The sequence below is a fragment of the Streptomyces sp. NRRL F-4489 genome, from assembly GCF_001509485.1.
Lineage (GTDB): Bacteria > Actinomycetota > Actinomycetes > Streptomycetales > Streptomycetaceae > Streptomyces.
This window is the reverse complement of the sequence record NZ_LLZI01000225.1, coordinates 45,379-58,876: the sequence shown is the minus strand read 5'-3', so window position 1 is coordinate 58,876 and position 13,498 is coordinate 45,379. Positions and strand designations below refer to the sequence as shown.

Below are 13,498 nucleotides of genomic sequence, written 5' to 3'. Positions count from 1 at the left end.
GGCGGTGGTGGCGGTGGCCAGGTGGGTCAGGGCGGTGCGGAGGTCGGCGAGGGTGGGCTCGTCGGTGACGCGTTCGGTGGCGGGGTCGATCTTGGGGCCGATGGCGGGGATTTCCCGGCAGGCGTCCGCGACGACCTCGGCGCTCATCATGCGCAGGGTTTCGCGGAGTTGGGCGTTGGCGTGATCGCCGCCGGTGGGGAACGGCGAGGCGGTGATCACGGCGGCCGGTTTGCCGACGCATTCGCCGCTGCTGACCAGCCAGTCGAGGGCGTTCTTGAGGACGCCGGGGACGCCGTGCGCGTACTCCGGGCTGACCAGCAGCAGGGCGTCGGCTTCCGCGACGGCGGCGCGCAGCGCGGCGACCGGGGGCGGCGGGGTGGCGTCCTCGCCGTCCAGGTCGGGGTTGAAGTGCGGCAGGGTGCCGATGTCGGCGGTGGCGGCGGGGCCGTCGAAGAGGTCCAGGGCGGAGCGCAGGACCGCGCCGTTGGCGGAACGCGCGCGGAGGCTGCCGGAGAGGGCCAGGAGTCGTGGCATGGGGTGACGGTACGCCGGGGGTGGGGGCGGTGTGTGCGGGGTGGGCGAGGGGCCGACCGATCGGGCCCCGGGCCGGCCCTTCGTACGAGGGTGAAGGTGCAGGTCAGCGGCGTTGTCAGTGGGGGGTGGCATGCTGAAGGCACGGTGATCGGTCCGGGCCGCGCGGGGGGCGGTCCGGGCCGGCGCGGCCGGTCCGGCCGGGCGCGGTGAGGCCCGGTCGGGCGCGGGTGAGGGGACGGCCGGGCGCGCGTTCCGGGGTGGTCTTGGTGCGGCCTTGGGGGCCTTGACTCAGGGAAGGGGGGATTCTCAGGAGATTCACAGAAACCGGCAAGGGAGCTTTCAGGGCGGCGGGTCAGGCTGCCTGCCATGACCGTGACTTCGTCGACGTCCTCGTCCGTTCCGTACCGTTCGCCGGCCCCGGGCACGTCCGTCCGCAGAGGGTCCGGCGAGGCCCCCGGGCGGGGGCCGGGCAAGCAGCCGGAGCTGCTGCGGGCCGACGGCAGCCCCGTACGGGTGCTGGTGGTGGACGACGAGTCCTCGCTCGCGGATCTGCTGTCGCTGGCGCTGCGGTACGAGGGCTGGGACATCCGCGCGGAGGGCGACGGGGCGGGCGCGCTGCGGTGCGCCAGGAGCTGGCGGCCGGACGCGGTGGTGCTCGATGTGATGCTGCCGGACATGGACGGGCTCACCGTCCTGGGCCGGCTGCGGCACGACCTGCCGGACGTTCCGGTGCTGTTCCTGACCGCCAAGGACGCGGTCGAGGACCGGATCGCCGGGCTGACGGCCGGCGGTGACGACTACGTCACCAAGCCGTTCAGCCTGGAGGAGGTGGTGGCCCGGCTGCGCGGGCTGCTGCGCCGGGCGGGTGCGGCGGCGGTGCGCAGTGAGTCGCTGCTGACGGTGGGCGACCTGGTGCTGGACGAGGACAGCCACGAGGTGTGGCGGGACGGCCAGGACATCCACCTGACCGCCACGGAGTTCGAACTGCTGCGGTATCTGATGCGGAATCCGCGGCGGGTGCTGAGCAAGACGCAGATTCTGGACCGGGTGTGGAGCTATGACTTCGGGGGGCAGGCCAATGTCGTCGAACTGTATATCTCGTACCTGCGGCGGAAGATCGACGCCGGGCGCGAGCCGATGATCCACACCCGGCGGGGTGCGGGGTATCTGATCAAGCCGGCGGGGTAGCGGGCGGTGGACGGTCGTCCGGGTCCCGCGCCCGCGGGTGGGGTGCGCCGCGGGCCGTCCCGGCGGGGCCCACGGGCCCGGCGGCCGTGGACGCTGCGGACGCGGCTCGTGGTGTCGGCGGTGGCGCTGATCGCCGTCGTGGGGGCGGTGATCAGCACGGTGACCGCGATCGCGCTGCACTCGTACCTCCAGCGGCAGTTGGACGGCCGGCTGTTCGGCGGGGTCGGGCGGGCGCAGGACGCGCGGCCGCACGATCCGATGCGGAACGCCGGGCTCGACTTCGTCGCCATGGGCGGTCAGCCGCTCGGGTCCGTGGGCGCCCGGGTCGGGCCGGACGGGCGGCTGGCGGCCGGGGCGCGGCTGAACCGCTCGGCGAGCCGGCTGCCGTCCGAGCGCCTGACGCCGCTGACCGGCGCCCAGCTGGCGGCGCTGGACGCGGTGCCCCGGGACGGCGCGCCGCACGGCACGGACCTGCCCGGGCTCGGCTCGTACCGTGTGCTGTCCGCGCGCGACGGCGCGCTGGTGCTCGGCATGCCGATGGCCGAGGTGGACGACACGGTCGGGCGGCTGGTGCTGATCGAATGCTGTGTGACGCTCTCCGGGCTGGTCGCGGCGGGGATGGCGGGCTCGGCGATGGTGGGGATCGCGCTGCGACCGCTGCGGCGGGTCGCCGCGACCGCGACCAGGGTCTCCGAACTCCCGCTGCACCAGGGCGAGGTGGCGCTGCACGTACGCGTCCCGGCCGACGAGGCCGACGCGCGGACGGAGGTCGGGCAGGTCGGGGCGGCGCTCAACCGCATGCTGGGGCACGTCGGTTCGGCGCTCTCGGCGCGCCAGGAGAGCGAGACGCGGGTGCGGCGGTTCGTCGCCGACGCCAGCCACGAGCTGCGGACGCCGCTGGCCTCGATACGGGGCTACGCCGAGCTGACCCGGCGCGGGACGGAGCGGCCCGGGCCGGAGACCCGGCACGCGCTGGCCCGGATCGAGTCCGAGGCGGAGCGGATGACCGGGCTGGTGGAGGACCTGCTGCTGCTCGCCCGGCTGGATTCCGGGCGCCCGCTCTCGTACGAAACGGTCGATCTGCCGCCGCTGGTGGTGGACGCGGTCAGCGACGCCCGGGCGGCCGGGCCCGGCCACCGCTGGCGCCTGGAACTCCCGGACGCGGACGCCCCCGCGCTGGTCCGCGGCGACGCCGACCGGCTGCACCAGGTCCTGGTCAACCTCCTCGCCAACGCCCGGACGCATACGCCGGAGGGGACGACGGTCACGGCCCGGGTGCGGGTGGGGGAGGGGCCGGGCGGCGGACCGGCTGCGGGGCAGCCGGGCGGCGGGGCGCCCCACGGCCCCGGTGCCCGGCTGGCCGGCGGGCCGCGCGGTGCCGTCCGGCTGGAGGTCGAGGACGACGGGCCCGGGGTGCCGCCGGAGTTGCTGCCGCATGTCTTCGAGCGGTTCGCGCGGGGGGACGTGTCCCGGTCGCGGGCCTCCGGGAGCGGCCGGAGCGGCGGCAGTACGGGGCTGGGGCTGGCCATCGTGCAGGCCGTGGTGGCCGCGCACGGCGGGACGGTCGCGGTGGCGAGCGTGCCGGGGCGGACGGTGTTCACGGTGACGCTGCCGGGGGTGGCGGCGGGCGGGCGGTAGACGATAGACGGTGGCCGGGGCGGTCGGCGGATGCTCGTACCGAACCGCGCCCGGTGCCCGGCGGACGGCGGACGGCGACCGGCGACCGGCGACCGGCGGATACCCGTACGAACCGCGCCCCGCCGCCAGTTGAGCACCCACCGGCCGCGACTCACAGCCAGCCCACAGGCTCGCCATACGGCTGTGACAGGCCGGTTGGCGACCGTCGTGGGCATGACGACGCCTCCGCCCACCCCGACGCCCCAGGGGTCCCAGAAGGCCCTGGGATCTCCACCGTCTCTCGGGTCCCCGACGCCCCTCGGCGCCCCGACGTCCCTGGGTGCGCTGCCGCCCCGGGAGCATCTGCGTCCGGGCCAGGCCGCCACCGTCCTCGACGTCGTGATCCCCGTCTACAACGAGGAGAAGGACCTCGAATCGTGTGTGCGCCGGCTCCACGACCACCTGACCCGCACCTTCCCCTACGGCTTCCGGATCACCATCGCCGACAACGCCAGTACCGACGACACCCCCGGGATCGCCGCCAAGCTGGACGACGAGATGGACCACGTCACCGCCGTACGGCTGGAGCAGAAGGGCCGCGGCCGGGCGCTGCGCACGGTGTGGTCGCTGTCCGAGGCGCCGGTGCTGGCCTATATGGACGTCGATCTGTCCACCGACCTGAACGCGCTGCTGCCGCTGGTCGCACCGCTGATATCCGGCCACTCGGACCTGGCGATCGGGTCCCGGCTCAGCCGGAGCGCGCGGGTGGTGCGCGGCCCGAAGCGGGAGTTCATCTCGCGCACGTACAACCTCATCCTCCGCGGCTCGCTCGCCGCGCGGTTCTCCGACGCGCAGTGCGGTTTCAAGGCGATCCGCGGTGATGTGGCGGGCCGGCTGCTGCCGCTGGTGGAGGACACCGGCTGGTTCTTCGACACCGAGATGCTGGTGCTGGCCGAACGCGCGGGCCTGCGGATCCACGAGGTGCCGGTGGACTGGGTGGACGACCCGGACAGCACCGTCCACATCGTGCGGACCGCGACCGACGACCTCAAGGGCGTGTGGCGGGTGGGCCGGGCGCTGGCCACCGGGGCGCTGCCGCTGGACCGGCTCGCCCGGCCGTTCGGCGACGATCCGCGCGACCGGCAGCTCTCCGGCGTACCGGGCGGGCTGGCGCGGCAGGTCGTCGGCTTCGCCGTCGTCGGGGCGCTGAGCACCCTCCTCTACCTGGGGCTCTACTCCCTCTTCCGGCTCGGGGCCGGCTCCCAACTGGCCAACGCCGCCGCCCTGTTGGTGTCCGCGCTGGCCAATACGGCCGCCAACCGGCGGCTGACGTTCGGTGTACGGGGGCGGGACCGGGCGGTCCGCCACCAGGCGCAGGGGCTGGTGGTCTTCGCCATCGGGCTGGTCCTGACCAGCGGGTCGCTGGCGGCCCTCGACGCGGCCACCCGCACCCCCTCGCACGGCAGCGAGCTGACGGTGCTGGTGGCCGCCAACCTGGCCGCGACGGTGCTGCGCTTCCTCCTCTTCCGCGCCTGGGTGTTCCCGGACCGGGAACGGCGGGCGGGGGCGGAGAGCGCCGAGAACCCGGGGAACGGGGCCACCACCCCGCTCACCTGAACCCTCCGTAACCCCCTCCGTAACCCCCTCCCTCACTTCCGCAGCAATCAACGCACCAGGAGAGAACGTTGCCCCCGGACCTCACCCCGGACACGGCGGCCCCCGGCCCCGGCCCCGGCCCCGCCACCGACCCGGCCCCCGGGCCCGCCCCGGGCCGGAGTCCCGATCCGCGCTGGGCCCGGCCCGCGCTGCTGGCGCTGCTGGCGGTCACCGCGGTGCTCTACGTATGGGACCTGTCGGCGTCCAAGTTCGCCAACCAGTTCTACTCGGCGGCCGTACAGGCCGGCAGCGTCAGCTGGAAGGCGTTCTTCTTCGGGTCCTCGGACTCCGCCAGCGCCATCACCGTGGACAAGCCGCCGGCCTCCCTCTGGCCGATGGAGCTCTCGGTACGCCTCTTCGGGCTGAACTCGTGGGCGATCCTGGTGCCCGAGGCGCTGATGGGCGTCGCCGCCGTCGGCGTGCTCCACCTGGCCGTACGGCGCCGCTTCGGGGCGGTGGCGGGGCTGCTGTCGGCCGGGGCGCTGGCGTTCACGCCGGTCGCCGCGCTGATGTTCCGCTTCAACAACCCCGACGCGATGCTGTGCCTGCTGATGGTCTGCGCGGTCGCGTGCGTACTGCGCGCCCTGGAGGCGGGCCGGACGAAGTGGCTGCTGCTGGCCGGATTCTGCTTCGGGCTCGGCTTCCTGACCAAGACGCTCCAGGCGTGGCTGATCCTGCCGGCGCTGGCCGCCGTCTACGCCTGCTGCGCGCCGGTCGCGCCGCGCAAGCGGCTGGGGCAGCTGCTGCTGGCCGGGCTGGTGCTGGTGGTCTCCGGCGGCTGGTGGGTGGCGATCGTCGAACTGCTGCCGGCGTCGGCGCGCCCGTACGTGGGCGGTTCGCAGACCAACAGCTTCCTGGAGCTGACCTTCGGCTACAACGGCTTCGGCCGGATCGACGGGAACGAGCGCGGCAGCGTCGGCGGCCACCACGGGGCCGGCGGCCGGGGCGGCGGGGGCTGGGGCCAGACCGGGATCACCCGGCTCTTCGCACCCGATATGGGCGGCCAGATCGCGTGGCTGCTGCCCGCCGCGCTGATCCTGCTGGTCGCCGCGGTGTGGATGCTGCGCCGGGCGCGGCGCGCGGTCGCCGCCGAACAGGCCGCCCAGCGCGCGGAGTTCCTGGTGTGGGGCGGTGCGCTGCTGATGACGTTCACCATCTTCAGCTTCATGTCCGGGATCTTCCACCAGTACTACAACATCGCGCTGGCCCCGTACATCGCGGCGGTGTCCGGTATGGGCTCGGTGGTGGTGTGGCGGCGCGGCGGGTGGCCCGCGCGGATCGTGCTGGCGGCGGTCGCCGGGGTGACGGCGGTCTGGTCGTACGTACTGCTGGACCGCTCGCCGCAGTGGCTGCCGTGGCTGCGCTGGACGGTGCTGGTGCTCGGCGTGCTGGCGGCGCTGGGGCTGCTGCTGTCGGCGGGGGAACGGGCGCCGGCGGGCGACCCCGTGACGGAAGGCGGCCAGGGGCCGGGGCGGTCCGGCCGGGGGCGGCGGCCGCTGGCCGTGTGCGCGGCCGGGCTCGGGGTGGCGACGGCGCTGGCCGGGCCGCTCGCGTACACCCTGGACACCGTCACCACGCCCAAGGGCGGTTCGATCATCACCGCCGGTCCGGCCGTCGCGGGCGGCCGGGGCTTCCCGGGCCGTAACGGAAGGCCCGGAATGCTCGGCATGCGCGGTAAGCAGCGCATGCACGGCAAGGCGGGAAGGGCCGGTATGGGAGGCAAGGGCGGCATGCCCGGCGGTATGGGCGGCCTGCTGAACGGCGCCACCGTGACCCCGCAGGCCAAGCGCCTCGTGGAGCGGAACGCCGACCGGTACACCTGGGCCGCCGCGGCCATCGGCTCCCAGAACGCCGCGAGCTACCAACTGGCCACCCAGAAGCCGGTGATGGCGATCGGCGGCTTCAACGGGAGCGACCCCTCGCCGACCCTCGCCCAGTTCCAGAAGTACGTGGCCGAAGGGAAGATCCACTACTTCATCGCGGGCGGCCGGGACGGCTTCCGCGGCTTCGGAGGCGGCGCCGCCGGTGAGAAGGCCGCCGCCGGCCGGCAGATGCCCGGCGCCGGGAAGGACACGCAGGGCACCTCATCGGAGATCAGCGCCTGGATCGAGAAGACCTTCACCAAGGTCACGGCCGGCGGCGCCACCTTCTACGACCTGACGCAGAAGAAGGCGTAAGCGGGCGCCACCAGGCGAGCCCGCTCCCGGGGGACCGCAACAGCGAGCCGCCCCCCCGAAAAATAAATGTACGGCGTAAAACAGCCCCTGTACGGTGTAAGGCATCCGCTCGCACCGTACAGGGAGCTCGTATGTCCGCCGTGGCCCCCGGCGCCACCCCCACCGCCCTCGAACCACCGGGGCGGCCCTCCGCCCGCTGGCTGATCCTGGCCGTCATCTGCCTCGCCCAGCTCACCGTCGTCCTCGACAACACCGTGCTGAACGTCGCCGTCCCCTCCCTCACCGAGGAGCTGGGCGCGACCACCGCCGACGTCCAGTGGATGCTCAACGCCTATTCGCTGGTCCAGTCCGGCCTGCTGCTGATCGCCGGCAATTCCGCCGACCGCTACGGCCGCAAGCGGATGCTCGCCGTCGGCCTCGGGTTGTTCGGCGTGGCCTCGCTGGCCGCCGCCCTCGCCCAGTCGCCCGGCCAGCTCATCGGCGCCCGGGCCGGGATGGGCATAGGCGGCGCGCTGCTGGGGACCACCACCCTCGCCGTCGTGATGCAGCTCTTCGACGACGAGGAGCGCCCCAAGGCCATCGGCATCTGGAGCTCGGTGAACTCCCTCGGCTTCGCCGCCGGCCCGCTGATCGGCGGCACGCTGCTCGACCACTTCTGGTGGGGTTCGCTCTTCCTGGTCAACCTCCCGGTGGCGGCGATAGCCCTGGTCGCGGTGTTCGCCCTGGTCCCGGAGTCCAAGAGCCGCGGCGGGGAGCGCCCGGACGTGGTCGGCGCGCTGCTGTCCATGGTCGGCATGGTCGGGGTGGTCTTCGCGATCATCTCCGGGCCGGTCGACGGCTGGCTGTCCGGCCGGGTGCTGATATCGGCCGCCATCGGTGTCGTCGGGCTGGCGCTGTTCACCGTCTGGGAGCTGCGCGTCCCGCATCCCATGCTGGACATGCACTTCTTCCGCAACCGCCGGTTCGTCGGCGCGGTGGCCGGCGGCATCCTGGTCGCGTTCGGCATGGGCGGTTCGATGTTCCTGCTGACCCAGCATCTCCAACTGGTCCTCGGCTACGGTCCGTTGGACGCCGGTCTGCGGATGGCGCCGCTCGCGCTCACCGTCATAGTGATCAACTTCACCGGGCTGGGCGCCCGCCTGATGCCGCGCTTCGGCACCCCCGGCATGATCGTCACCGGTATGTCGCTGCTCGCGGCCGGTCTGGCGGCGATCTCGCTGCTCGGCGCGGAGAGCTACGGCGGGATGCTGTTCGGGCTGATCGTGATGGGTATCGGGGTCGCGGTGGCGATGCCGACGATGGCCAACGCGATCATGTCCGCGATCCCGCCCGCCAAGGCCGGGGTCGGCGCCGGCGTCAACGGCACGCTGATGGAATTCGGCCAGGGCCTGGGTGTCGCGGTGCTCGGCGCGGTGCTCAACTCCCGCTTCGCCGCGCTGCTCCCGCTGGTCGCCGCGGGCGCCGGTTCGCTCCCCGCGGCCCTGGCCCGTACGCACACCGCGCGGGAGCGGGGCGCCGTGCACGACGCGTTCGCGGCGGGGATCGGCGCCAGCCAGCTGGTCGGCGCGGCGGCCGTCTTCCTCGGCGGGCTGCTCGCCGCGGTCCTGCTGCGCCGCGCCGAACGGGCCGGGGGCCCGACCGCGGCCGAGGGCGCCACCCCGGCCGCGGGTCCCACCCCGGCCGCGGGTCCCACCCCGGCCGAGGGTCCCGCCGCGGCCCCCGCGGTGGCGGAATAGCATCGATGCCGGACGGGGCACCGCTCGCCCACCCGCCCCGTCCGGCACGGACCGCCGCGTACGCACGGCACACCCGCTGCGTAGGGACGGGCCGGCGGACGTCCCGCGGCAGCATCACAACCCGAGGAGTGGCGCCATGGCAGCAGCGACGAACGGGCGCGCCGGACAGCGGCCGCACAGCGTCTGGCTGACCGAGCGCCCCCCGCTCCGCAGAAAGGCCGAGCAGCCGGCCGGTCTGGGCCTCGACAAGATCATCGCGGCCACCGTCCGGCTGCTCGACGCCGAGGGCCTGGCCAAGTTCTCCATGCGCCGCCTCGCCGCCGACCTGGGCGTCACCGCGATGTCCCTCTACTGGTACGTCGACACCAAGGACGACCTCCTCGAACGCGCCGTGGACGCGGTGGCCGGCGAGATCGACCTGCCCGACCCGGCCGACGAGTCCGCCGACTGGCGCGACCAGCTCCGCGGCCTGGCCGGCGCGTACCGCGACATGCTGCTGCGGCACCCCTGGGCGGCCCGGCTGCTCGGCGACTTCATCAACATCGGCCCGCACTCCACGGCGTTCTCCAACACCACCGTCCGGGTGATGGCCCGCACCGGCCTGGATCCGGAACGCACCTCCGGCGCCCTGGCCTCCCTCTTCCAGTTCGTCTACGGCTACGCCACCATCCGCGGGCTGCACGAGGCCCGCTGCCGCGCGTCCGGCGTCAGCCTCGACGCGTACTTCCGCCAGGTCATGGCCGTGCTCTCGGACCGCCCGGAGTTCGCCGAGACGCTGGAGCTCTCCAGCCGCGCCGGGCACGCCATCGGCGACGCCGACGCGGTGGCCATGCTGGACCGCGACTTCGCCTTCGCGCTCGACCTCCAGATCGCCGGCATCGAGGCCATGCGGGCCCGCCAGGACGCCGAGAAGCTCCAGGAGACCGGCGACTAGGGCACCCCGTGGGTACGCGCACGGGCCCGGACCGCTGGGAAACGGTCCGGGCCCGCGCTCTTCCCTTGGGAGTCGCAGTCCGGCTCGACGGACGGGCACCGGACTGCGACGGCTCATGGCGGGGATGACGGCTTGTGGCCGACAGGTGGGTCAGCCCCCGCCGGGGTGCCTCACTTGGTGAAGGCCGCCGTGCCGTTCGGCGTGCCGAGGCCGGTCGGGCCGTCGTAGCCGCTGCCCGCCGTGCAGAGGTACGACGGCGAGCAGGAGCCGTTGGCACCGCCGGTGACGTCGTTCAGCGCGGAGGCGTGGGCGTACGGGTACGACGCCGGGGTGTCGGTCGCGCCCGGGGCGCCGGCCAGCGCGTAGACACCGGCGATGAACGGCGCCGAGGCGCTGGTGCCGCCGTAGACGTTCCAGCCGCTGGCCTGGTAGCTGTCGTAGACCGCGAGACCGGTGGCCGGGTCGGCGACCGCGGCCACGTCGGCGACGGTGCGCTTGGCGCAGCCGGTGTCCTTCTGCCAGGCCGGCTTGGCGTCGTACTGCGAGCAGCCGGAACCGGCGCCCTCGCCGCCCGCGCTGGTGCCCCACACCGACTCGGTCCAGCCGCGGGCGGTGCTGCTCTTCTTCAGCGAGGTGCCGCCGACCGCGGTGACGTACTGCGAGGCCGCCGGGTACTCGGTGCCGTAGCCGCTGTCACCGGAGCTGACGGTGATGGCGACGCCCGGGTGCTTGAAGTACTTCTCGTCCGAGGTGGCGTCGGTGGAGTCCTCCGAGCCGCCGTAGCTGTTGGAGACGTACTTCGCGCCCATGGCCACCGCGCGGTTCACCGCCGCGCCGAGGTCGTCCATGTTCGCGCTGTTGGCCTCGACGAGCAGGATGTGGCACTGCGGGCAGGCCGCGCTGACCATGTCCACGTCGAGGGATATCTCACCGGCCCAACCGGCGTCCGCCTTCGGGTACTTGGTGCCCCCGTTCTGGTCCACCTTCTTGAAGCAGCCGTTGGCCGTGGTGCAGTCCGGCAGGCCGTACTGCTTGCGGTACGCCGCCAGGTCCTTCTCGGCGTTGGGGTCGTCGTACGCGTCCACGATGGCCACGGTCTGGCCGGAACCGGCGTTGGCCGGCAGCTTGTACGCGCTCTGCAGATCGGCGGGGCCGAAGCCGGACGGGGTCAGGCCGCGGCTGAGGGAGAGGTGCGGCTTGACGTCCGTACGGGCCACCGCGTTGCAGGCCATGTAGCCGGGCGCGGCCGGCTGCGCGCACAGGCGGTGGGTGGGGACGGCGGCGGTGCCGGACGCGGTGGGGGACGCGTGCGGCGCGGCCGTGGCGGCACCGGCCGGACCGGCGGCGAGCAGACCGCCGACGACCAGGCCGGCCGCGGAGAGCAGGGCGGCGGCGCCGCGGCGCGCCGATCCGCTGCCGCGCCGTGCCGATCTGCCGCTGTCCACGGGGCTGTTGCGCAGGGGGGACATGGGGATGACCTCCGTGGGGGGGAGTGGAGTGGGGGAGTGCAGGTGTCATGCATCTGTCAAGTGCATGACGGGTTTGTCGACACGCGGAAGAGCTGAACGTGTCCACACAGGGGGAATTCCGGTGGTGCGTCGCGCACGTGCACTCGGTGGGGGGTGCCACCCCGGTCAGTGGTGGCTTCATGGGGAAAGTAGTGAACACACCGTCAAAGGGACACCGCTTTACGGCAAAGCCTTCTCCTGCTCCCCGCGCGGCCCCCTCGCGGCCGCGTCCCGATCACCTTGCGGACACCGGCCCGCGCTACGCCCCGGCCCGCTACCTTGTCCTGTCATGGAGTTGGAAGAGGACGCGGTCGGCAACCTCGTCGCGCTGGGCCTGGCCCGTTACGAGGCGCGGGTCTATCTCGCCCTGATCAGACGCGAGTCGTACACCGCGGCCGAGGTCGCCCGGGAGGCCGACGTACCGCGCCAGCGGGTCTACGACGTGCTGGACGCGCTCGTCCGCCGCCGGCTGGCCAACGCCCGCCCGGGGCGCGTCGCCACGTACTCCGCGGTCGCCCCCGAACTGGCCGTCGCCCGCCTGGTCGCGCTCCAACGCGAGTCCCTGGAACGGCTGGAGCGCGCCTCGGACACCCTGGCCGCCGCCCTCCAGCCGCTGTGGGCGGACGGGCGCGGGCACTCCGATCCGCTGGACTACGTGGAGATCCTGCGCGATCCGGCGGCGATCTCCGAACGGTTCGCGGACATCCAGCGGCAGGCCCGCCGCGAGCTGCTGAGCTTCTGCAAACCGCCGTTCGTCGCCCCGGCGGAGAACGCCGAGGGCATCGAGGCGGCCCGCCGGCTGCACCGGGCCGGCGGCACCGTGCGCGCCATCTACACCACCGGCGCCCTGGAGGACAGCGGCATGCTCGCCAACGTGCGCAGCTTCGCCGCGGCCGGCGAGGAGGCCCGCTTCACCGCGGACCTGCCGCTGAAACTCGTCATCGCCGACGCCTCGCTGGTGCTGTGCGATATGCCCGACCCGGTGGCCGGCGCGGGCTCCACCACCGCCCTGGTCATCGAGCACCCGGCCCTGGCGGCCTGCCTCCGCCTGGCCTTCGAGACCGTCTGGCAGACATCCGCCACGGCCCCGCAGCCGGCCGTCCCCACCGCCCGCGACCACCTCGCCAGATGACGCCCATGACGCCACGACGCGATGACGCGATGACGCGATGAGGGGCGGCCCCGGCGGCGTACGCTCCACCGGGGCCGCCCCTCACCCCCCTCACGCGCACACGCGGAACAGGCGGAAAAGAACGGCGATTTGGACCCCGCTCACCCCATCGGCAGCGACTCCCCCTGCACCGCCTGGATGTCCAGTTCGACCTTCAGGGTGGTGCCGATGGCGGCGATACCGGCGGCGACCACCTGGTTGTAGTTCATCTTGAAGTCCTCGCGGCGCAGCTCGGCGGTGGCGCGGAAGGCCGCGCGGACGCCGCCCCACGGGTCCGGGCCGGTGCCGAGGTAGCTGAGGTCCAGGTCGACCGGGCGGACCACGCCGTGCAGCGAGAGGTCGCCGTGGACCGTCCAGCGGTCCGGGCCGGCCGGCGCCAGGCCGGTGCTGCGATAGGTGATCTGCGGGTACACCTCGACGTTGAGGAAGTCCTCGTTGCGCAGGTGGCCGTCGCGCATCCCGTTGCCGGTGTCGATCGACGCGGCCTTGATGACCGCCTCGACGCGGGACTTCTCGATGTCCTCGGCGATGTCGATCCGGCCGCTGAACTCGGTGAACCGGCCGTGCACGCTGGAGATCCCCAGGTGCTGGGCGACCGCGGCCACCGAGGAGTGCATGGGGTCGATGGTCCAGGGACCGGGCGGCGGCAGCTCCACCCCGCCCTGGCGGGCCAGCACGACCGTGCCGATGTCCATCCGGCCGCTGGCCGTGACGATCGCGCTGGAGGCGACCGGTGCGTAGCCGACGGCGGTCACGATGACCGTGTAGGGGCCGGCGGGCAGCGGCTCCGCGCTGCGCACCGCGCCGTCCTCGTCGGCGGCCGCGCGCAGCACCTGCGCGCCCGTCATGTCGGTGACGGTCAGCACGGCGTGCTGTACCGCCCAGCCGTCCCGTGTGCGGACCTGCGCCCGTACTCCCGCAGCTCCCGCGCCCGTCGAAGTCATCTCCGTGCCTCTCCCGTTCAGTGCCTGGGTCCG

General features: G+C 73.8%; 10 protein-coding genes. 7 read left to right on the top strand and 3 right to left on the bottom strand.

Annotated elements, in window-relative coordinates:
• Positions 1-534: NADPH-dependent FMN reductase (locus ADL22_RS18215; RefSeq protein ID WP_066980322.1), on the bottom strand; the 534-nt coding region annotated here is incomplete at its 3' end.
• Between the two features lie 486 nt (positions 535-1,020).
• Between ADL22_RS18215 and ADL22_RS18210 the strand changes: the two genes are divergently transcribed.
• From ADL22_RS18210 to ADL22_RS18185, 6 genes are all read left to right on the top strand, one after another.
• Positions 1,021-1,722 (top strand): response regulator transcription factor, encoded by a 702-nt coding sequence (locus ADL22_RS18210; protein WP_066980345.1) that lies wholly within the window; start codon positions 1,021-1,023, stop codon positions 1,720-1,722.
• A 108-nt stretch (positions 1,723-1,830) separates the two neighbouring features.
• Positions 1,831-3,360, top strand: coding sequence for a sensor histidine kinase (locus ADL22_RS18205; RefSeq protein ID WP_324615577.1), 1,530 nt, complete (start codon positions 1,831-1,833; stop codon positions 3,358-3,360).
• Positions 3,361-3,573: 213 nt separating this feature from the next.
• Positions 3,574-4,956 carry a bifunctional glycosyltransferase family 2/GtrA family protein gene (locus ADL22_RS18200; RefSeq protein WP_234430756.1) on the top strand — a complete coding sequence of 461 codons (1,383 nt, stop codon included), beginning with the start codon at positions 3,574-3,576 and terminating at the stop codon, positions 4,954-4,956.
• 68 nt (positions 4,957-5,024) lie between these two features.
• Positions 5,025-7,172, top strand: coding sequence for a glycosyltransferase family 39 protein (locus tag ADL22_RS18195; protein ID WP_066980317.1), 2,148 nt, complete (start codon positions 5,025-5,027; stop codon positions 7,170-7,172).
• A 131-nt stretch (positions 7,173-7,303) separates the two neighbouring features.
• A complete protein-coding gene (locus ADL22_RS18190; protein WP_066980314.1) occupies positions 7,304-8,908 on the top strand; it encodes an MFS transporter in 1,605 nt (534 codons plus the stop codon).
• Between the two features lie 136 nt (positions 8,909-9,044).
• The gene (locus tag ADL22_RS18185) at positions 9,045-9,842 is read left to right on the top strand and encodes a TetR/AcrR family transcriptional regulator (RefSeq protein ID WP_066980310.1); all 798 of its coding nucleotides are present in this window, start codon (positions 9,045-9,047) and stop codon (positions 9,840-9,842) included.
• 170 nt (positions 9,843-10,012) lie between these two features.
• Here the strand turns inward: ADL22_RS18185 and ADL22_RS18180 are convergent, their stop codons facing one another.
• Complete coding sequence (locus ADL22_RS18180) at positions 10,013-11,311, bottom strand: S53 family peptidase (protein WP_234430755.1); 1,299 nt, start codon at positions 11,309-11,311, stop codon at positions 10,013-10,015.
• A 328-nt stretch (positions 11,312-11,639) separates the two neighbouring features.
• On the opposite strand from ADL22_RS18180, the gene ADL22_RS18175 reads away from it, so the two are divergent.
• Entirely contained in the window at positions 11,640-12,482 is an 843-nt protein-coding gene (locus ADL22_RS18175; protein ID WP_066980307.1) for a TrmB family transcriptional regulator, read from the top strand.
• A gap of 140 nt (positions 12,483-12,622) precedes the next feature.
• On the opposite strand, the gene ADL22_RS18170 is transcribed toward ADL22_RS18175, so the two are convergent.
• Positions 12,623-13,465, bottom strand: coding sequence for a YceI family protein (locus ADL22_RS18170; RefSeq protein WP_066980304.1), 843 nt, complete (start codon positions 13,463-13,465; stop codon positions 12,623-12,625).
• Positions 13,466-13,498 lie beyond the last annotated feature (33 nt).